Raw genomic sequence first — 19,601 nt, 5'->3', positions numbered from 1 at the left:
CAGCTAAGCGAAAGCTTTCGGTTTTACTCAGACGGAAGACGCAACATTCCTTCTTGGGCCACCGAAGCCACCAGCACGCCGTCGCGCGTGTAAAAACGACCATTACTGAGCCCACGCGCACCGGAAGCGCTGGGGGACTCGGAGACGTAGAGCAGCCAGTCATCCACGCGTAGCGGCCGGTGCCACCACATGGCATGGTCCAGGCTGGCCACGCTCATACCGGGGGTGGCCCAGCTGATCCCGTGGCGGCGCAATACCGGCTCCAACAACGTGTAATCACTGGCGTACGCCAGTGCGGCACGGTGCAGGTTCTGATCGTCCGGCATGTCACCCAGCGATTTCATCCACACTGCCTGGTGTGCCACGTGCTCGCCCTTGACATCAAAGTAGAGGTTGGGCCCGCAGTGACGAATATCAAAGGGACGCTCATAGGCCCACGCCTTCGCCACCGGATGGTCGATCGAACCGATCAGCTGGGCCGTGGTCGGAAGTGTTTCAGGTGCAGGGATTCCCTCCGGCATGGGTGCTTGGTGTTCCAGCCCCGTATTGGGAGTCTGGAAAGACGCAATCAGAGACAGAATGGGCACTCCGCCCTGATAGGCATGCGTACGGCGTGCCGAAAAGGACCGGCCATCGCGCAGCCTTTGGACACCAAAAGTGATGGGAAGTGTGACGTCACCGGGCCGCAGAAAATAGCCGTGCATGGAGTGCACCAGCCTGTCCGGGTCCACGGTCTTGGACGCCGCCATCAACGATTGAGCCAGCACTTGTCCGCCAAATAGTCGCGGCCGAACGGCATGCGGCTCGCCTGGCCCCACAAAAATGTCTTCATCAGTCTGGGCGCCGCCGGCATCGGATAAGTCGAGAGTTTGCAGTAATTGTTTCAATGGATCAAAAGATTCAGGCGTCGCATTCATAAACGTGACTCTATGTGTCAGCCAGCGTGCGAACAAATGGAGATCGCCGCATGAAAGCCTGCCTTATAGGGTGATCTACGCCGCTTTGGGTGGTTGCACCCACCACGCTTTGAGATGATGGGCACATGGCTCTGGCAATTCAAATCTCACTTCAAGTCCGTTTTGGCGACATCGATGCGTACAACCATGTCAACAACGTGGTGTACCTGCAGTATTTAGAAGATGCCCGCGTCCAACTAATCCATACGCCGCTGGAAGACCCGAGCTCACCGGGCATCAGTTTCAATGAGCTGATTGGCGAGGATCTGTTCACCCTGGTGGGTCGCAATGAGATCGAATATCTGGCGCCCATAGCCTTCCGGACCGATCCGGTGTTTGTGAACATTTGGGTCACGCATGTGGGCGGCTCCAGCTTTGACTTTGGCTATTCGGTGACAGATGCGGACACCTCAGTGGTCTTCGCCCGCGCGGCCACCTCGATGGTTTTGGTTTCCCGCGCGACCGGGCGGCCAGTTCGCCTCACCGATCCTCAACGCCGTGCCCTCGAGACTTGGCGGGGCGATCCCGTCGCTTTCCGCCGCCGGCCCACCCAGGCTCCCGACGCCGTCGAGCCTGCCAGCACTGCGACCCAAGGAGCGCTCTAAATGCCCACTACCACTGACACCGATGAGCTTGTGCTGGCCGACGCCGGTACCGTTGCGGACCTGCGCACCTTCGTGACCCGTGCCCGTGCCGCGGACGACGGCGGCGTAAGACTTCAGGGGGCAGGCCGAGTCCTCGCCGCTTACGTATGCGTCATGCGCGCGAAACTCTTGGGCGAGGGAACTCCCACTATTTTGGGGCTACGTACCATGGCCCTTAGCGCTGAATCCGACCTTGACGTCACCGTGAGCCTGGCATCGGTGGCGGACAGATTAGCCCGTATGGACGCGGACGACCTCGCCTTGCCCGTCCCCCCGATGACCGTCAACGAATCCTGGGCCGCCGTCAGCGCGCCCCGAGGGGCCTGGGAAGAATTGGGCGCGGTGGACGCGGAAACACTCATCAAGGTGGCCAAGGACGGCGTGCAAGAAATCGGGCAAATCATTCCAGTCAACCCGGGTGCGTTGATTGTGAACAACGCGCGGGCGGCCGTGTGGGGCCGTCCCGTTCCAGGACTACCCGGCGAACTCCCTGGCGGAGCCGCCTTCGGGGCCTACACCCTAGGATTTGTGGCGCCAGGCGAAACTGGGACCGTGTACCGCTCGCACCGGTGGCTACGGCTGAGTACCGGACGCGGACACATCCTGGTTCGCCCCAAAGCGACACTCTAACTTTTCGTAGGCGCAGAACTCGCAGTCAGTTCTGCGCCGGGTGCACTATGCGTAGAACTTCTGGTGAGTTCTGCGCCAGCGGAAAGTCCGCAATGTTCTCAGGCGCGTTGCGACGGGTCTGACGCTGAATTCACCAGCGAAGCAGCGGCGCGTTCCAGATAATCCCAGAGTGTTGCCTCATGCATGGGAGAAAGCTCGACGGCGTCCACTCCCTTCCGCATCGCCGCAAGCCAGCGGTCGCGGGCTTCCGGGGTGACCTGGAACGGGACGTGGCGCATGCGAAGACGCGGGTGCCCTCGTTCCTCCAGATAGGTGCGGGGCCCGCCCCAGTACTGCTCCATGAACATGAGCATGCGCCGCTCCGCGGGCGCCAAATCTTCCTCGTGATACATGGCGCGCAGCAGAGGATCGGCGGCGATGCCTTCGTAAAAGACATGGATGATGGTTTCAAACGTGGCATGCCCGCCGATCTGCCCATAAAAGGTGTCAGCATAGGCGGATTCGTCAGCATAGGGGTCAGTGGCCGGTTCAGAGATCAACTCGGTGGCCGCAGGAGTAGCTGCCTGCTGCGGCTCGACTGCAGCGTTCTCTGATGTGGAGTCCGTTGCCGAGTTGTCCTGGGGCACAGGCCACGCGCTAGGCGCATTGCTAGAGGGCAGGGGCCTGCCCATCCTGGTCGGAATAGGCAAAATAGTGGCCATCGGAGCGCCAAAACGTGACGGCACAGGAATGCCCGGTCCTAGATCAGGGCCCTTGGCAACGCCCGGTTTTACCGCCTTCTCGGCGTTTTTATCGTTTTCTGCCGGCGTTGAGTTGCGCACGCGAGCAGTAAAATCCGCTCCGCCTTCAGCAGCATCGTTGTCGGCGGGGCCGTTGGCAAAGGGTGAGAGTTGGTTGTGCTCAGCAGTCATGTGGCTTTCTTACTCTTGGGATTCCAGTGGTTCTAGTGTGGGAGGCGTAGCGTCATGAGCCGGAGGTCCATCAGCAATCGCCGGTGCGGCGGCCGCCGTTGGTGTAGCCGGAGCTGCAGTAGCCGATGTTGGGGCAGGCTCCCCGGACGCAGCCGCACCGCCTGCAGGCTCCCCGGACGCAGCCCCGCCTGCAGGCCCCCCGGACGCAGCCCCGCCTGCAGGCCCGCCTGAAGCAGCAGGCCCGCCTGAAGTAGCGGGAGCCGGCTGCGGAGTTGGGGCTACGTATCCGCCTTTGCTGCGGTTGCCCAAGCGGAGAATCTCACCATTGCGCAAGTACCAGAGTGTCCCGTCCTCGCCCATGACGCGGGTTACTCGTAGGCCCAGATACTCCACCCGGCCAATGACCTCGCTGGTTTGAATGATGTCGCCAATACCGTACTGATCTTCAAGCGTGAGGAAAATTCCTGCCAGGAAATCGCGGATCAATTGCTGGCTGCCAAACCCGATGGCAATGCCTACAACGCCCACGCTGGCCACCAGCGGCGCAATATTGACGTTGAAAGCTAAAAGGACGTAGAACCCTGTCAGCACCACCACCAGGACCGTGGCTATCGAGTTCAACAACGTGCCGATGGTCTGGGCCCGCTGGATGCGCCGTTCATTATCTAGTGCGCGCATCATGGGGTCGATGTTCCTGATGACCGGCTGGGCCCAGCGCATTCCACGCTGATGCCAATAACCCTTCTCTGTGCGCTTGACGACGAAACGGATTACGTAATGAAGTGCCAGCCACACCAGGAAGCCAATGGCCACCCGGATGCCGGCGTCGAGCAGGTTGAGCAGCAAAATATTCCCGGTTTCTTCCAGCGCATTCATCGGCAAACCACCATCACCTGACTTCCTTCATGAGTGGCGTCAACAGTCTCTTTCCAGCCTAACGCGAAAGAGCTGGCGGTGTAGTTCCGGAGCCCGTCAGTCTAGTCCTGGGTGGGCCCCAACAAGGTGGGGGTGTGGTGTACCGGAAAGTTCACGCTGCGGGCAATGAAGCACATGCTGGCGGCCTCTTCATGCAGGCTCAGTGCCAGTTCACCTGAGCCGGGGTCAGCCACGCGGATCTGCGGATTGAGGGTAACGGAGGAAAATTCACCGCTGCCGTTGGGGTGAAGTTTCAGGGTCCCGGTGGCTGTGTCCTGGTAAGTGGTCACCACCACGCCATGCTTTGCCGCAACATGCAGGTAGGAAAGCATATGGCATTCGGAGAGCGCAGTGACCAGCAGAAGTTCCGGGTTCCAGCGGTCCCTATCTCCGTGGAAGGTCCTATCCGCTGATCCCAGGATCGTCGGCAGACCAACGGCGGTGACGCTGTGATCGCGTCCGTAATCCTTGTAGCTGGACGTCCCGGTGCCGCGGTTGCCCGTCCAAAAGACGTCGACGGTGAATTGGTGCTCATTCAGTCCCATGAACCCCAGCCTATAGCGCACAACTTGCCCGCAGCCAGATCCCCGGCTGCGGGCAAGTTTTTGTGCATTTTTGCCGATCCAATCGACAGGGCCGCGTACCTTGAGTTTGCCGCTTTCTAGTGGTCCGCTGCCTGCGCTTTCAAGGCCCGCACCACACCGTCACGGCTCTCCAGCACTAGCCGGCGCAAGGCGGGGATTTCATCGCCCAGCTCGGCTAAGAACGCATCCGTGGCGTCCAAAGTGGACTGGGCTACCAACGCGGAGGGGTACAGCCCGGTCACTATGGTGGAGCTTGTCTCGTAGGACTTCTCCGCCCATACCTGCTTCAAGGACGCAAAGTACTTCGCCACGTACGGCTCCAACAAGGTGGTGTCCCACACGCGAGTGAATCCGGTGATGGCTGCCCGCTGGAGTGCGTTGGCCCCGTCCCCGCGGACGACGACGGACTCCCAAGTCTGTGCCTTAGCCTCCCGGGTGGGGATGGCGGCAGAGGCCGCGGATGCCGCTAATTGACCCGTCTGGGTATTGTCACGTGCCAGCTCGGCGTCAATGACACTTTGATCGGCCCGGCCGCCAGCTACCAATGAACTCAGCAACTCCCAGCGCAGATCTTGGTCAATACTCAAATCCGCAAGGACGACGTCGCCCTTCAACAACTCGTCAACGGTGGAGAGCTGCGCCTCACTTTGGGCATGCGCTGCAAACGCCTTGGTGAACTGGAGCTGAGCATCGGAGCCTGCTTGCGAGCCCTGCGCCAAAGCCCACAGGGCATCGGCGGCCATGAGAGCCGTTTCTTGCTGGTACTGCGGTGCCACGTAGTAGTGCAAGGTGGTGGCTAGCTGGCGCAGAAGCACCATGATCACGGTGGAATCGGATTCAAAGCCGATGTTCGCCAGGACCAGTCCCACATATTCGCGAGCCGGGGTCTCGCCATCGCGGGCTGCGTCCCACGCGGAGGCGGAGACCACAGTGCGCGGCAGGGACTCCTTGAAGTCCTTCAAGTGAACCTTGGCAGTGGCAAGAGACAAGGGATCGAGGCGAATCTTGGCGTAGGCCAGGTCGTCGTCGTTGAGCAGGACAAGGGCCGGACGCTTCATGCCCACCAGCTGCGGGACCTCCGTGGAAGCACCGTCGACGTCCAGTTCCACACGGTGTGTGCGGACCAGTTTGCCGGCGTCGTCCCCTGACGTGGCCAAGTCGTAGAAACCCACTGCGGTGCGGTGCGGACGCAGCGTCGGGTGTTCGGCCACAGCGGACTGGAGAATCGAGAATGCGGTGATGGTGCCGTCGTCGTCCGTCTCAATGGCGGGCTTGAACGTGTTCACCCCTGCCGTCTCCAACCACTTTTCGGTCCACAGCGTCAGATCGCGGCCACTGGCGGCTTCCAACTCGACCATCAAATCGGGCAGCTCGGTATTGGACCAGGCATGCTTGGAGAAGTACGCGCGCACCCCTGCCATGAATTCTTCCTGGCCCACCCAGGCCACCAGCTGGCGCAGTACAGAAGCGCCCTTGGCGTACGTGATGCCGTCAAAGTTGACCAGCACGTCTTCCAAGTCCGTGATCTCGGCTTTGATGGGGTGTGTGGTGGGCAGCTGGTCCTGGCGGTAAGCCCAGCTCTTTTCCAGCGAAGAGAACGTGGTCCACGCATCCACGTACTTCGTGTTCTCCGCGGCAGCCAAGGTGGACATGAACTCGGCAAAGGACTCGTTGAGCCAAAGGTCATTCCACCAGCGCATGGTCACCAGATCGCCAAACCACATGTGAGCGAGCTCGTGCAAGATGGTGATGGCACGGCGTTCCACCATGGCGTCGGTGACCTTGGAACGGAAAACGTAGCTTTCCAGGAACGTCACAGCGCCGGCATTCTCCATGGCACCAGCGTTGAATTCCGGAACGAACAGTTGATCGTACTTGGGGAAAGGGTAGGGGGTGCCGAACTGGGCTTCGAAGAACTCAAAGCCCTGACGGGTGAGCTCAAAGACGTTCTCCGCGTCCATGAATTCCATCAATGACTTCCGCGCAAATACGCCTAGGGGGATTACCCGGCCGTCGGAGCTGGTCAGTTCGCTGTGCACGCTCTGGTACGGTCCGGCAATCAGTGCTGTGATGTAACTTGAAATCTTCAGCGTGGGTTCAAAATGCCACGTGGACTTGCCTTCACCGGCAGCAACAGGTTCCGGTGTGGGGGAGTTGGACGTCACGGACCAGTGCGCCGGTGCCGTGACGTGGAACGTGAAATTAGCCTTCTGATCAGGCTGTTCAAACACGGTGAACATGCGTCGGCTGTCTGGGACCTCAAACTGGCTGTACAGGTAGACTTCGCTGTCCACTGGATCCACAAAGCGATGCAGGCCTTCGCCCGTATTTGTGTAGAGGGCGTCGGCCTCTACAGTCAGAACATTCTTGGCGTCAAGGTTGCTCAGACTGATACGCACGCCGTCCGAAACCTTGGCAGGATCCAGGCTGACGCCATTGAGTGTCACCGAGTGGACTTTATCCGTCACTGCATCAATGAACGACGACGAACCCTCCTTAGCGGTGAACGTCACCGTGGTGGTGGAGGCAAAAGTTTTCTCGGAAGCGGTCAGATCAAGGGTGACGTCATAGCTTTCAACAGTCAAAGTTTGTGAGCGCTCGGTTGCTTCGGCGCGGGTGAGATTCAAGCCAGGCAAATTGGTGCCTTCCGTTGTGAGCCTTGTGGACTGTGTCGGTGGAGACGGGCCGGCGGAATACGCCGACCGGATGAAATTATTCTTGCACTTATCACCCCTCTCTGTCTCCGTCACCTCCGTCAGGTGCAAGGGTAAGAGGAGTATTAGGCGTATTCCTGTAGAAGTTCCTGTGGAAGATATCAAGAACGTGAAAAGCTAGAACCATGGGACACGACGGCAGCCACGACTCAAGCACGGAGCGCCACCAAGATCTGCGGGCGCTGCGCTTTGCCGTGATCTTCCCTGTTCTGCTGTGCCTGGGCATGGTGGTTGGCGGGATCATCCTGAGCCCGCAGTTACCGGACGGGGTGGTGCTGCCTACGGGCGGAGACCCGCTGGGCCTTCCGGCGTTTCTGGCCGTTGCCGTCGCTGTGACACTCGTGGTGGGGATCGGTGTGGGAAGTCAAGGGGCGCGGACAGTGCTCTCCCGCACCACCCGACGAATCTTGCTGGGACTGGCCATGGCCTTGCAACTGGCCTCCAGTGCCGTGTTTTCCGCCGCTTTACTGGGACAGTCCGCGCCAGGCCCGGCACACGCGGACCGGGTTGACGGCTATGTGGTGCTCATGGGAACCGGACTGGCAGCGGCCATGGGCGTGGTTTTGGCGCTGACCTTCAAACCCGACGAACAGTGGACATCATCGGATGACGCCGCGCTTGCGGCAATACTGGAGCACGAGAAAGACCCAACAGCAATCAAAGACCAGTACCAGTACGTCCTGCACCCACGAAGTTCGGTCATCATTATGATCCTGCTGGCAGGGGTACTTCCCGGGGCGCTTTTGGCCATTCTCAGTCCATGGTTTCTGCTGATCCTTCCCCTGGCGGCGTTGCTAGTGGTGGCAGGATTGTGCGCAACAGTGCGCACCGACCGCAGCCAGCTCAGCGTAAAACTTGCCGGAGTGCTGCCAGTGATCACTGTGCCGTGTACCGAGATAGAGGGTGCACTCTCCTTGGACATTGTCGCGAAAGACTATGGAGGCGTCGGACTGCGCAGGCACAGCGGGAGGGAGTCCTTCCTGCCCACCTCAGGGGCCGGCGTCGTACTGGGACTTACGCATGGGAGGCGGGCGGTGGTTGGTGCGCCCACACTGGAGGCCGCAGATGAACTCGCCATTATTCTCAACCGCAGAGCCGGTAAAACTGCCGGTCAGCGTTGACGCCACGGCTTAGGTAGGCTTGAAACGTCCGCAGTTCACTTACGTCTTGAAGGACCCACACATGCGCGTTCACATCGCAACCGACCATGCCGGCATGGAGCTCAGCGCTCACCTCATCACCGCGCTCGGCGCCAAGGGCTACGAGATGGTAGACCATGGACCCAAGACGTACGACGCCCAAGATGACTATCCTTCCTTCTGCATCAATGCAGCGCTCGGCGTCGTCGCCGACCAAGCCGCAGGAGTGGAAGCACTGGGGATCGTGCTGGGCGGTTCCGGCAACGGCGAGCAGATCGCCGCGAACAAAGTCAAGGGCATCCGGGCCGCGCTGGCGTGGAATCTGGACACAGCCAAACTGGCTCGCGAACACAACGACGCAAATGTGGTCGCCGTGGGTGGACGCCAGCACAGTGTTGAAGAAGCCACCACGCTCATCGAAGCATTTTTGGCTGAGCCGTTCAGTGACGCCGAACGCCATGTGCGCCGTATTGCCAAAATCGCCGAATACGAAAAAACTGGTGAGGTTCTCCAGTAATCAGGCCGGTGAGTAGTTAGGCTGTCTAGTAAAACGGGCTAGTAGTTCAGTGATGCAAAGGTTTAGGCGAAGTGTGGGCAAAGTAGCAAATGTTCAAGACGGTGCCGGGCCGTTAAGGCGCCAGACGTTTGAGCGCCGGACGCTGGTGCTGGCCACAGTTCCTGTTGTGCTGATCGCGGTGTCCGTCGCTATTTGGTTGGCGATGATCGCGGGTCGACTTCCGGAGTCAGTAGGCTCACACTGGTCCGGCTCGGGCGTTGCAGATGAGTTCATGGGGCGGGCCCCGATGCTCTGGCTCGCCGTCTTGGTGCCGCTGGGTGTTGGCATGATACTTGCAGTGAGTTTTTCCCTACAGTCAGTTCCCCACGGCATGCAGCGGATCGGAGCGGCGTTCACGGTTGTTTTGACAGCTTTTATGGCCTCAACGCTCCTCGCCGGACTGCTGCCTCAACTGGACCTCTCAACGGCCACAGCCACCGCCATGAACTGGAAAATCGTGTTAGCTGGCACGGCCATATCAATAGTCCCTGCAGCGGTTGTGGCACTGTTGGTGCGGGCGTCCCCGCCGGAGAACATAGCGGCCCACTTGACAAAGTCCACTCATGCAGATAGATCTGGCGCTCTTCGTGGTGAAATCATCCGCATACGAGTGCACGGCTCCGCAGCGACGTACGCCGTGATGGGCGGCATCACACTCGCAGCCTCGGCACTCTTAGGCCTGGCATCACCGTGGTGGTTGATTCCTTCATTGCCATTGACGGCTCTGGTACTAGGGTTCCTCAGTGCCACAGTTCAGGTGGCTGCCAACGGGTTGTCGGTCATTGTGTTCGGGGGGTGGCGCCTGCTCCACATTCCAGTATCGGGGTTCTCTCAAGTCACGACGGCAAAGGACATCTTGCCACTGCAGTATGGCGGCTGGGGATATCGCCTCGGCTCGTGGGGGAGTGCCTTTATAGTCCGCCGCGGGCCCGCACTGGTAGTCGAACTGGCCCACGGCCGCCAGTTTGTGGTCAACAGTGGCACCGTCGAGGATGCCGAGCGGATGGCCGCGCTGCTCAACGGCTACAAACTTGGCCAGCAGGCACACCATGCCTGAGGGACACTCAGTCCACCGGCTGGCCCGGCAATTCAACGACGTTTTTGGCGCCACCACGCTCCTTGTCTCCAGCCCGCAAGGGAAGTTCAGTGCGGGAGCCGCGCTCCTAGACGGTCACCGACTGGAACGTGCACAAGCTCATGGCAAGCAAATGTTCCTCTACTTTTCCCAGGACCGCATCATGCGCGTCCATTTGGGTCTCTACGGAGCCTGGGACTTTGGCGGCGATTCCACTTTTACCGGCGCATCCAGCATCGGCGCCCCACGCCGCGTCGGGGAGCGAGAAGTGTCTGCTGGACTAGCAGGTGACGGGGGAGATGGTGGGTCGGACTACAACGGCCCGCCGGAACCCAAGGGCGCTGTGCGGGTTCGGCTCGTCTCGGATCATGGCTGGGCGGACCTTCGCGGGCCCACCGCTTGCGAGGTTTTAACCCCGGTGGAGGTCTCGGCCGTCTTGGCAAAGCTGGGCCCGGACCCCTTGAATGATCCTTTCAAGGACGAGCACGGGGACGAGGACGAGTTTGTTCGGCGTATCCGGTCTTCGGCGAGCAACATCGCCGTGCTGCTCATGAAGCAGGAGATCATCGCGGGAGTTGGAAACGTATACCGGGCAGAGGTGCTTTTCCGTCTCGGGATAGACCCGCGGATGTCCGGGAAATCGCTTCAGGAGGAAGAAATTCGTTCCCTGTGGCGTGAGATTCGTGCGCTCATGAAGGACGGCGTCCGCGACGGGCGCATCATCACCACCGAACTCATTGACCGCCCTTCCGGGACGGGCGTGGCGCCGCACTCGGCGAGCAACCCCGTGCCAAGGAAGTACGACGCCGGGGCCCAGGGGGCGGCGTCGAACCTTGCGTACCAGCCCACCGGGGACGGGCTCAACGGGGACGGGCTCAACAGAGGCGGGCTTCAGCCCAACAAGGAAGTACCCCGTGAGGACGCGCACTACGTGTACAAACGCAACGGGTTACCGTGCCGGCATTGTGAGACCGCGGTGGCGATGGCTGAACTGGCCGCACGCAAGCTCTATTGGTGTCCCCAGTGCCAGGGCTCCCCACAGCCGTGAAACCCTGCCATAAGCAGCAGGCGCAATCTGCGGCCACAAGCAGGCAAAGGGCAGGAGAACGGCAGGCGAAGGGCAGGGGAATCTGCGCCGATTTGGTGCATCGGGGAACGATTGGTACGCTTTTCGAGTTGTTCGGCCCACGGTCGAAGTTCACCGGGGGCGTAGCTTAATGGTAAAGCCTCAGTTTTCCAAACTGATGACGCGGGTTCGATTCCCGTCGCCCCCTCCAAGTAAAGGAACAGTCTCCGGTCCTCTGGCCAGAGACTTTTTTACTTGCAGCGCCGATGCCTTCCCAGGCGTGAGGCACTGATTGTGCATCTTGGAAGATTTGCCCGTAGACTGTTGCGGGCACTACGGGGCGTAGCGTAGTGGCTAGCGCGCCTGCTTTGGGAGCAGGAGACCGCAGGTTCGAGTCCTGTCGCCCCGACTCAGCATAATCCGGTTCACGTTTGGTCAGTGGCTGCCCATGTGCTGGTGCCGAACATCCACCAACAGACCATCAGGAGTACCACGCTGTGAAGAGCGCTGTCGAAAACCTCACGCCCACCAGGGTAAAGCTCAACGTTGAGGTTTCCTTTGAGGAATTGAAGCCGAGCATCGCCGCGGCTTACAAGACGATCGGCACGCAGGTACAAGTGCCTGGTTTCCGCAAGGGCAAGGTCCCCAACAAGCTGATCGACCAGCGCGTCGGCCGCGGTTACGTTCTTGAAACCGCCATCAATGATGGCCTCAACGGTTGGTACCAGAACGCTGTAGTGGAAGCTGGCATCAGCCCGCTCAGCCGCCCCGAAGTTGAAATTACAGAGGTTCCGGACCCTACCTCCACCGACGGCGAGCTCAAGTTCCACGTCGAGATCGACATCCGTCCGGAGATCGAGCTCCCCGACTACGCCGGAATCGCCGTCGAAGTTGAAGCTGTTGAAGCCACTGACGAAGACACTGACAAGGCGCTGGACGAGCTGCGTGGGCGCTTCGGCACCTTGAAGGCAGATGACCGTCCGGCCGCCGATGGCGACTTCGTGACCATCAACATTTCTGCCAAGATTGACGACGTCGAGGTTGACTCCGCCACTGACCTTTCCTACCAGATCGGTTCCGGCAACATGCTGGACGGACTCGACGAGGCTGCCACCGGCCTTTCCGCCGAAGAAGAAGCAATTTTCGAGACCAAGTTGGCTGGCGGCGAGCATGCCGGCGAAGACGCACAGGTCACCGTGAAGGTCACCGCCGTCAAGACTCGCGAACTGCCCGAAGCGAACGACGACTTCGCCCAGCTGGCTTCCGAGTTCGACACCATTGCTGAACTGCGCGAGGACTTGGCTAAGCAGGCTGCCGAATCCAAGGTTGTTGAGCAGGGCGTTGAGGCACGTGACAAGGTTCTGGACAAGCTTGTAGAGATGATCGAGGTTCCGGTTCCGGAATCCGTGATCACCGAGCAGCTTGAGCAGCACTTCCGCCCGGAAAACTCCCACGGTGAAGATCACGACACCGAAGAGCACCGCGCCGAAGTCAAATCAAACACCGAGCGCGCGTTCCGCAACGAGATCATCCTTGATGCAGTTGCTGAGAAGGAAGAAATCGGTGTCAGCCAGGCCGAGCTGATCGATTACATCGTCTCCTCCGCTGGCCAATACGGCATGGAACCGAACCAGTTCGCGCAGATGCTTGACTCCTCAGGTCAGGTCAACATGATCGTTGGCGAAGTTCGACGCCGCAAGGCACTCGCCGCCGTCCTGGCCAAGGCCGTCGTCAAAGACACTGCCGGCACCGACGTCGACCTGACCGACTTCGTCTCTGTTGCAAGCGATGAGGACGAGATTGACGCAGACACAGATGCCGATGAGGTCATCGAGCCCACAGCAGTAGTAGATCCGGGCGAAGTCCGCATCTAGCCTTCTGCTCGGGATGTGCTTGAACAAACCGCTGCTGGTTCCCTTCACGGGCCGGCGGCGGTTTTTTCATGCCCAAAGGCAGAGGACGACGGCGGCACTGACGCCACGAGACACCTGAGTGCCTGCTAGCCACACTCCCGCGCCAGCAATCGTGCGCCGTCAGCGAACAGTACGGTTTTGCGAAACAAATCGGTGCCCATAAAGGCTACTGTCCAAGTAGTGAAGATTAGTGATGAGCCGTCTTGGACTGGGTGTGTCGGTAAATGCCGGACACGGTGCCAGTTCAACGGATCGCACGAAGGAGAGGTAAGTCCACCATGGCACAGCACACCACACCGAACATGGCCGGCCCGGATTCGTCGGGTCAGGATCAGTACATCTATAACCGCTTGCTCAAAGAACGCATCATCTGGCTGGGCTCGGAAGTCCGCGATGACAATGCAAACTTGATCTGCTCCCAGCTCCTGCTGCTCTCTGCTGAGGATCCTGACAAGGACATCTACCTCTACATCAACTCTCCTGGTGGTTCAGTGACGGCCGGCATGGCTATCTACGACACCATGGAGTTCATTCCCAACGACGTCGTCACAGTCGCAACAGGCTTGGCTGCCTCCATGGGCCAGTTCCTGCTTTCCTCTGGCACCAAGGGCAAGCGCTACGCAACCCCTAACGCACGCATCCTCATGCACCAGCCGTCAGGCGGTATTGGTGGAACGGCGTCGGACATCAAAATCCAGGCCGAGCTGATTCTGCACATGAAGAAGGTGATGGCTGAACTGACAGCGTCGCAGACCGGGCAGTCAGTGGAGAAGATCCTCAAGGATAACGACCGCGACAAGTGGTTCACAGCCGAGGAAGCTCTGGAGTATGGCTTCTTTGACAAGATCAGCCGTCACGCAGGCTCTGTCGCCGGCGGCGGCGGAACCCTCGCAAAGTAACCGGCCAAAGAACAGATTCCAGGAGCTAAGACCATGACATACAACTTTGGCAGCACAGCGTTTGATAACGGTGGCTTCGGCAGCACGGCGGGTAATTTGCCCACCAGCCGCTACGTCCTCCCGCAGTTCGAGGAACGCACACCCTATGGCTTCAAGCGCCAGGACCCGTACACCAAACTGTTTGAGGACCGTATTATTTTCCTCGGAGTTCAGGTGGACGATGCCTCCGCGGATGACGTTATGGCCCAGTTGTTGGTCCTTGAGGCCGATGACACAGACCGTGACATTACCCTGTACATCAACTCACCCGGTGGATCGTTCACAGCGATGACGGCTATCTACGACACCATGCAGTTCATCCGCCCGGAAATCCAGACCGTTTGCCTGGGTCAGGCTGCTAGCGCAGCAGCTGTCCTGCTCGCCGCGGGCGCTCCGGGTAAGCGCTTGGCTCTGCCAAACGCACGCGTGTTGATCCACCAGCCGGCCTTGTCCGGTGGTCAAGGTGGTCAGGCATCAGACTTGGAAATCCAGGCCAATGAGGTCATGCGCATGCGTTCATGGCTGGAGAACACACTTGCAGACCACTCGGGCCGCACGCCGGAGCAGGTCAGCAATGACATCGAGCGCGATAACATCCTCACCGCTGCACAGGCCAAGGAGTACGGACTGATCGACGAGGTTTTGGCGCCGCGCAAGATCAAGCCGGCAGCCATTACTCGCTAACTATCGGCGGTCAATGGCACAAGCCAAACGTCGGGTCACTCCAACACCAGAGTGCCCCGGCGTTTGGTTTCCGGGCAATGTCAGTGCCTTGGCATAGAGTAGAGGCATGTTCCACGGCACAGCAGCCGTAGTTGCTGTGTTCCCTAATTTGCATGGACGGGCTAGTTATCCCGGACCATCCGCGGAAGGACAATCACATGGCCAGAATGGGCGAAAGCACTGACCTGCTGAAGTGTTCTTTTTGTGGGAAAAGCCAGAAGCAAGTTCGCAAGCTGATCGCCGGCCCAGGTGTTTACATTTGCGACGAATGCATTGAACTGTGCAATGAAATCATTGACGAGGAACTGGCTGAAGTAGCGGACCTCGACGCTTTCGAGTTACCGAAACCGCGTGAAATCTTTGATTTCCTCCAGGAATACGTGATTGGTCAGGAGCCCGCCAAACGGTCCTTGGCAGTGGCTGTCTACAACCATTACAAGCGCATCCAGTCCGGTCATGCCGTTAAAAGCACGACACTGGCTGACGGCGTCCATGACGAAGTTGAGATATCAAAATCCAATATTCTGTTGGTGGGCCCCACCGGGTGCGGTAAAACGTATCTGGCCCAAACTCTTGCCCGCCGGCTCAACGTGCCCTTCGCCGTCGCCGACGCCACGGCCCTCACAGAGGCTGGTTATGTGGGTGAGGACGTGGAAAACATTCTGCTTAAACTTATCCAAGCCGCAGACTTTGACGTCAAGAAGGCCGAGCAGGGCATCATTTACATTGATGAGATCGACAAAATTTCGCGTAAGTCTGAAAATCCCTCCATTACCCGTGATGTCTCCGGTGAGGGTGTGCAGCAGGCTTTACTGAAAATTCTTGAAGGTACGGTGGCCTCCGTCCCACCGCAAGGCGGACGCAAGCACCCGCACCAGGAATTCATCCAGATTGACACCACAAACGTTCTATTCATCGTTGCCGGTGCCTTCGCAGGCCTTGAGGAGATCATTGGATCCCGGGCGGGCAAGAAGGGGATTGGCTTCGGAGCGCCCCTGAGCGCACTGAAACAATCGGAAGCGACATATGCCGATGTCATGCCAGAGGACCTGCTCAAATTTGGTTTGATTCCCGAGTTCATTGGACGTCTGCCCGTCATCACAACGGTGACGCAGCTTGACCGCACGGCGCTGATCCAGATTCTGACCGAGCCGAAAAATGCGCTCATCAAGCAGTATCAGAAAATGTTTGTTCTTGACGGGGTGGAATTGGAGTTTGAGGCCGACGCCTTGGCAGCGATCGCTGATCAGGCTTTAGCGCGCGGCACGGGAGCACGTGGCTTGCGAGCAATCCTCGAAGAGGTCCTGCTGCCGGTTATGTTCGATCTTCCGAGCCGGGAAGACATCGCTTCCGTGGTGATAACGGCCGACGCCGTGGAGAAAAAAGCGGAGCCCACTTTGATCCCACACGATGTTATGGCCAAACGGCGGAACAAGTCCGCCTAGTTCGCTGTTGTCGCCAGTATAGGTGTTACGGCTGTAATACCGCTCGTCGAAAAGGAGACCATTGTGTCTGAAAATGCTGTGACAGCTACCGAAAAAGCCGATTTCTGGTTTGATCCCACGTGCCCCTTCGCGTGGGTGACGTCCCGATGGATCAGTGAAGTGGAAACCGTGCGGAACATCTCCGTTGACTGGCACGTCATGAGCCTTTCGGTTCTCAACGAAAACCGCGATGATCTCTCCGAGGATTACAAGGCGCACATTGCCAAGGCCTGGGGGCCTGTCCGCGTGATCGTGGCCGCCGCGCAGAAGCACGGACAGGAAGTCATCAAACCGCTTTATGACGCCATGGGAACCTCGATTCACGTCCATCAAAACCACGACTTGACCGACGTTATCGCGAAGGCGCTGGCAGAGGTCGGATTGCCGGCAAAACTGGCCGACGCCGCTACCTCGGATGCTTTTGACACGATCCTCCGCGCCAGCCATGGCGAGGGAATCGAAAAAGTGGGCCAAGACGTTGGTACTCCCATTGTCGCTTTCAATGGAACGGCCTTCTTTGGCCCTGTCATCACACGCATTCCGCGGGGGGAAGAGGCCGGCAAACTGTGGGACGCCACCGTCGCGTTGGCCAGTTTCCCCTACTTCTTTGAGATCAAGCGCAGCCGTACCGAAGACCCACAGTTCGGCTAAAGAGTCGCAGTGCCTATGAGGGCCCGGCATCAATAGTTCGCGTAGACACGCAGCTGAGGCCGGGCCCCTGGGGTTAACCTACTTTTCACGTTCGCGTTGAGTATTTGGTTCCCACTGGTTACCTGACGGGATCACAGTGGAGTTGTGAAGGTTGCCATAGTCGCTGAATCGTTTTTGCCCGAGATGAATGGGGTCACCCATTCCCTGTTGAAAATTCTCCAACACCTCAAGCTGCGCGGTGACCAAGTTTTGGTGATCGCTCCCTCAACCCTTGAGCTGGCTCCGGACATCGTTGAGGGAGCCACCATCGTCAGGGTGACTGCTGTCCCGATAGTGGGGTACCGCAATGTCCGGATCGCCATGGGTGGGGTGGCGAGGATTAGAACCATCCTCGCCGAGTTCGAACCCGATGTAGTCCATCTAGCCTCACCCTTTGTACTGGGCTGGCGTGGTGTCCGGGCCGCCGCGGTATTGAACTTGCCCAGTGTAGCCATCTACCAAACTGATGTACCGGGCTACGCAGGCAAATACGGGATGCCGTTCTTTGAGAGTTGGGCGTGGACGCGAGTTGAACGCATCCACCAGGCCGCGACAAAAACGCTGGCCCCGTCCACTGACTCCGTCAACCAGCTGCGCGGGCATGGCATACCCAGAGTGGAGCTGTGGGGTAGGGGCGTGGATATTAGCCGCTTCCATCCGGACAAACGGAGTTCCGATTTCCGCACAATGGTTGCGCCAGGCGGGCAACAAATCATCGGGTACGTGGGCCGTTTAGCATTGGAAAAACAGCTCCTTGATCTGACGGCTTTGACCGCGATTCCCAACACTCGGTTGGTGATAGTTGGTGATGGACCTCAGCGTTCAGCGCTGGAAACGGCCTTGCCGGACGCCCACTTCACTGGATTTCTCCACGGTGAAGAATTAGCTACTGCCATGGCTTCCCTTGACCTTTTTGTCCATCCTGGCGAGTTGGAGACATTCTGCCAAAGCATCCAAGAAGCTATGGCTTCCGGGGTTCCGGTGGTCGCTACTGGAAGCGGTGGGCCACTCGATCTAGTGGATTCATCCCGCACCGGCTGGCTCTACCAACCCGGCGAGTTGGGGCAGATGCGCTCCTACGTCCAGGACCTTCTGGGCGACCCTGCCAAGCGGGCCGCTTTCGGTGCGGCAGCTTTTGCCAAGGTCCAGTCACGGACCTGGAACACCGTGTGTGATGACCTTGTGAATCATTACCTGGCGGCCATGAATGAACATACTGCTGCCCTGACTGGATGGGAGACAAATTCATGAAAGTTTCGGTGATCGGCTGCGGCTATCTAGGTGCAGTTCACGCAGCGACCATGGCTTCTTTGGGCCACACCGTGGTCGGCCTTGAACCCGATGCCACCAAGGTGTGGGCGTTGGCGCAGGGCTTGCCACCCTTTCACGAGCCCGGACTGCAAGAGCTAGTCCAGGAAGGGCTCATCAGCGGTCGTCTCGAGTTCACCACGGAGCCCAGCGCGGTGGCGGGGTCATCCGTGCACTTCATCTGTGTGGGGACACCGCAAGCTAAGACAGCCATGGATGCAGACTTATCCCAGATCCTGGCGGCAATTGACGCTCTCCTCCCGTATCTACACCCTGGTGACGTGGTCGCAGGGAAGTCCACCGTTCCGGTCGGCACATCAGAGCTTGTTTCACGACGGTTGGAAGGAAGCGGCGCATTCCTTGCCTGGAACCCGGAATTTCTGCGTCAGGGGAGCGCTGTCAGTGATTCTTTGCACCCCGAGCGGATCGTTTACGGCCTCCCCTCCGGGGGCAACCGCAGCCGGATACAAACAGTTTTGGACACTGTTTACGCTCCTCTCCTGGACGGCGGAACGCCCAGGATAGTCACCGACTGGGCTACCGCGGAGCTCATCAAGTCCGCAGCCAATGCCTTCTTGGCCATGAAACTCTCCTACATCAACGCCGTTGGTGAGCTGTGCGAGCAAGTCGGCGCCGACGTCGTCGGATTGTCTCTTGCTCTAGGGCTGGACGGACGCATCGGAGCCGACTATCTCAAAGCAGGAGTGGGATTTGGGGGTGGTTGTCTGCCCAAGGATCTGCGCTCCTTCAGGGTTCAAGCCAAGGATCATGGGGTGGATTCCTTGGAGGAACTACTTTCTCTGGTGGACGGCATCAATGCAGACGCACGCTACCGAGCGGGGGAGTCCGCGCTGCGGATGTGTGGGGGAAGCGTGGTGGGTCGACGCATTGGCGTACTTGGGGCCGCATTCAAGGCGGACACGGACGATGTCCGGGATTCGCCGGCACTGGATATTGCACTGCAGCTGGCAGCTGAAGGTGCGCAGGTCACAGTGAGCGATCCCCGGGTGCCGGAACACACGTGGCTTGCATACCCCCAACTGTCATTTGTGCGCCATGCCGAGCAAGCTCTACGCGGTGCAGAGCTAGCTATGCTCTTGACGCCATGGCCCGAGTTTGTGGGGCTTGACCCAGCGGAAACAGCGCTTTTGATGTCTGTGCCGCGGATGTATGACGGCCGTAACGCCCTTGATCCGGTCGCTTGGAAAACCGCTGGCTGGGAGTACTATGGCGCAGGCAGGGGCATGGCACTGGGGTCGGTCCAGGCTGCGCACTAAGATGCACCGGACACTTGCCGCCGGCGCCCCTTGGCGTGGTGTCGTGTTCGGCGGGGCCTGGTCCGTTGGCGCCGTCCG

Annotated in this window: 17 protein-coding genes, 2 tRNA genes and 1 pseudogene; 15 read left to right on the top strand and 5 right to left on the bottom strand. The window is 59.4% G+C overall.

From position 1 onward, the window contains the following. Positions 1–23: 23 nt before the first annotated feature. The gene (locus LOH53_RS09450; protein ID WP_230067481.1) at positions 24–917 is read right to left on the bottom strand and encodes an acyl-CoA thioesterase; all 894 of its coding nucleotides are present in this window, start codon (positions 915–917) and stop codon (positions 24–26) included. A 125-nt stretch (positions 918–1,042) separates the two neighbouring features. Here LOH53_RS09450 and LOH53_RS09445 point away from each other — a divergent pair, with 125 nt between their 5' ends. Next, positions 1,043–1,561 carry an acyl-CoA thioesterase gene (locus LOH53_RS09445; protein WP_230067480.1) on the top strand — a complete coding sequence of 173 codons (519 nt, stop codon included), beginning with the start codon at positions 1,043–1,045 and terminating at the stop codon, positions 1,559–1,561. After that, the gene (locus LOH53_RS09440; protein ID WP_230067479.1) at positions 1,562–2,230 is read left to right on the top strand and encodes a hypothetical protein; all 669 of its coding nucleotides are present in this window, start codon (positions 1,562–1,564) and stop codon (positions 2,228–2,230) included. 98 nt (positions 2,231–2,328) lie between these two features. On the opposite strand, the gene LOH53_RS09435 is transcribed toward LOH53_RS09440, so the two are convergent. The 4 genes and pseudogenes from LOH53_RS09435 to pepN form a co-directional block, all read right to left on the bottom strand. Further along, complete coding sequence (locus LOH53_RS09435) at positions 2,329–2,769, bottom strand: globin (protein ID WP_268251081.1); 441 nt, start codon at positions 2,767–2,769, stop codon at positions 2,329–2,331. A gap of 651 nt (positions 2,770–3,420) precedes the next feature. Then, positions 3,421–4,017: pseudogene (locus LOH53_RS09430) on the bottom strand (mechanosensitive ion channel family protein); the annotation flags it as partial. A 101-nt stretch (positions 4,018–4,118) separates the two neighbouring features. After that, positions 4,119–4,601, bottom strand: coding sequence for an OsmC family protein (locus LOH53_RS09425; RefSeq protein ID WP_230067478.1), 483 nt, complete (start codon positions 4,599–4,601; stop codon positions 4,119–4,121). A gap of 116 nt (positions 4,602–4,717) precedes the next feature. Further along, positions 4,718–7,276, bottom strand: coding sequence for an aminopeptidase N (gene pepN / locus LOH53_RS09420; protein WP_230067477.1), 2,559 nt, complete (start codon positions 7,274–7,276; stop codon positions 4,718–4,720). A gap of 203 nt (positions 7,277–7,479) precedes the next feature. On the opposite strand from pepN, the gene LOH53_RS09415 reads away from it, so the two are divergent. From LOH53_RS09415 to LOH53_RS09355, 13 genes are all read left to right on the top strand, one after another. Next, the gene (locus LOH53_RS09415) at positions 7,480–8,475 is read left to right on the top strand and encodes a hypothetical protein (protein WP_230067476.1); all 996 of its coding nucleotides are present in this window, start codon (positions 7,480–7,482) and stop codon (positions 8,473–8,475) included. Positions 8,476–8,536: 61 nt separating this feature from the next. Beyond that, entirely contained in the window at positions 8,537–9,010 is a 474-nt protein-coding gene (locus tag LOH53_RS09410) for a ribose-5-phosphate isomerase (protein WP_230067475.1), read from the top strand. Between the two features lie 73 nt (positions 9,011–9,083). Next, on the top strand, positions 9,084–10,106 hold the full coding sequence (locus LOH53_RS09405; RefSeq protein WP_230067474.1) for a DUF1648 domain-containing protein: 1,023 nt from the start codon (positions 9,084–9,086) through the stop codon (positions 10,104–10,106). Then, complete coding sequence (locus LOH53_RS09400; protein ID WP_230067473.1) at positions 10,099–11,172, top strand: Fpg/Nei family DNA glycosylase; 1,074 nt, start codon at positions 10,099–10,101, stop codon at positions 11,170–11,172. The genes LOH53_RS09405 and LOH53_RS09400 overlap by 8 nt, the downstream gene beginning before the upstream one ends. 155 nt (positions 11,173–11,327) lie before the next feature. Further along, positions 11,328–11,401, top strand: a tRNA-Gly gene (locus LOH53_RS09395). 125 nt (positions 11,402–11,526) lie between these two features. Further along, a tRNA-Pro gene (locus LOH53_RS09390) sits at positions 11,527–11,599 on the top strand. An 88-nt stretch (positions 11,600–11,687) separates the two neighbouring features. Further along, a complete protein-coding gene (tig, locus tag LOH53_RS09385; protein ID WP_326832761.1) occupies positions 11,688–13,064 on the top strand; it encodes a trigger factor in 1,377 nt (458 codons plus the stop codon). A 317-nt stretch (positions 13,065–13,381) separates the two neighbouring features. After that, a complete protein-coding gene (locus LOH53_RS09380) occupies positions 13,382–14,002 on the top strand; it encodes an ATP-dependent Clp protease proteolytic subunit (protein ID WP_268251068.1) in 621 nt (206 codons plus the stop codon). A 33-nt stretch (positions 14,003–14,035) separates the two neighbouring features. After that, positions 14,036–14,725, top strand: a complete 690-nt coding sequence (locus LOH53_RS09375) for an ATP-dependent Clp protease proteolytic subunit (protein ID WP_230067472.1) — start codon at positions 14,036–14,038, stop codon at positions 14,723–14,725. A gap of 197 nt (positions 14,726–14,922) precedes the next feature. Beyond that, complete coding sequence (gene clpX, locus LOH53_RS09370; protein WP_230067471.1) at positions 14,923–16,209, top strand: ATP-dependent Clp protease ATP-binding subunit ClpX; 1,287 nt, start codon at positions 14,923–14,925, stop codon at positions 16,207–16,209. 63 nt (positions 16,210–16,272) lie between these two features. Then, complete coding sequence (locus tag LOH53_RS09365) at positions 16,273–16,899, top strand: mycothiol-dependent nitroreductase Rv2466c family protein (protein WP_230067470.1); 627 nt, start codon at positions 16,273–16,275, stop codon at positions 16,897–16,899. 144 nt (positions 16,900–17,043) lie between these two features. Then, positions 17,044–18,189 carry a glycosyltransferase family 4 protein gene (locus LOH53_RS09360; RefSeq protein WP_230067469.1) on the top strand — a complete coding sequence of 382 codons (1,146 nt, stop codon included), beginning with the start codon at positions 17,044–17,046 and terminating at the stop codon, positions 18,187–18,189. Next, positions 18,186–19,523 carry a UDP-glucose dehydrogenase family protein gene (locus tag LOH53_RS09355; protein ID WP_230067468.1) on the top strand — a complete coding sequence of 446 codons (1,338 nt, stop codon included), beginning with the start codon at positions 18,186–18,188 and terminating at the stop codon, positions 19,521–19,523. The genes LOH53_RS09360 and LOH53_RS09355 overlap by 4 nt, the downstream gene beginning before the upstream one ends. Positions 19,524–19,601: the final 78 nt, after the last annotated feature.

This window comes from Arthrobacter cryoconiti, assembly GCF_020905375.1.
Lineage (GTDB): Bacteria > Actinomycetota > Actinomycetes > Actinomycetales > Micrococcaceae > Specibacter > Specibacter cryoconiti.
This window is presented reverse-complemented; position numbering and strand designations above follow the sequence as displayed.

What these genes read in the sequence shown, in the direction of transcription:
- LOH53_RS09450 (WP_230067481.1), bottom strand. Translation starts at nt 917, where the DNA reads ATGAATGCGACGCCTGAATCTTTTGATCCATTGAAACAATTACTGCAA.
- LOH53_RS09445 (WP_230067480.1), top strand. Translation starts at nt 1,043, where the DNA reads ATGGCTCTGGCAATTCAAATCTCACTTCAAGTCCGTTTTGGCGACATC.
- LOH53_RS09440 (WP_230067479.1), top strand. Translation starts at nt 1,562, where the DNA reads ATGCCCACTACCACTGACACCGATGAGCTTGTGCTGGCCGACGCCGGT.
- LOH53_RS09425 (WP_230067478.1), bottom strand. Translation starts at nt 4,601, where the DNA reads ATGGGACTGAATGAGCACCAATTCACCGTCGACGTCTTTTGGACGGGC.
- LOH53_RS09415 (WP_230067476.1), top strand. Translation starts at nt 7,480, where the DNA reads ATGGGACACGACGGCAGCCACGACTCAAGCACGGAGCGCCACCAAGAT.
- LOH53_RS09410 (WP_230067475.1), top strand. Translation starts at nt 8,537, where the DNA reads ATGCGCGTTCACATCGCAACCGACCATGCCGGCATGGAGCTCAGCGCT.
- LOH53_RS09400 (WP_230067473.1), top strand. Translation starts at nt 10,099, where the DNA reads ATGCCTGAGGGACACTCAGTCCACCGGCTGGCCCGGCAATTCAACGAC.
- LOH53_RS09380 (WP_268251068.1), top strand. Translation starts at nt 13,382, where the DNA reads ATGGCACAGCACACCACACCGAACATGGCCGGCCCGGATTCGTCGGGT.
- LOH53_RS09375 (WP_230067472.1), top strand. Translation starts at nt 14,036, where the DNA reads ATGACATACAACTTTGGCAGCACAGCGTTTGATAACGGTGGCTTCGGC.
- clpX (WP_230067471.1), top strand. Translation starts at nt 14,923, where the DNA reads ATGGCCAGAATGGGCGAAAGCACTGACCTGCTGAAGTGTTCTTTTTGT.
- LOH53_RS09355 (WP_230067468.1), top strand. Translation starts at nt 18,186, where the DNA reads ATGAAAGTTTCGGTGATCGGCTGCGGCTATCTAGGTGCAGTTCACGCA.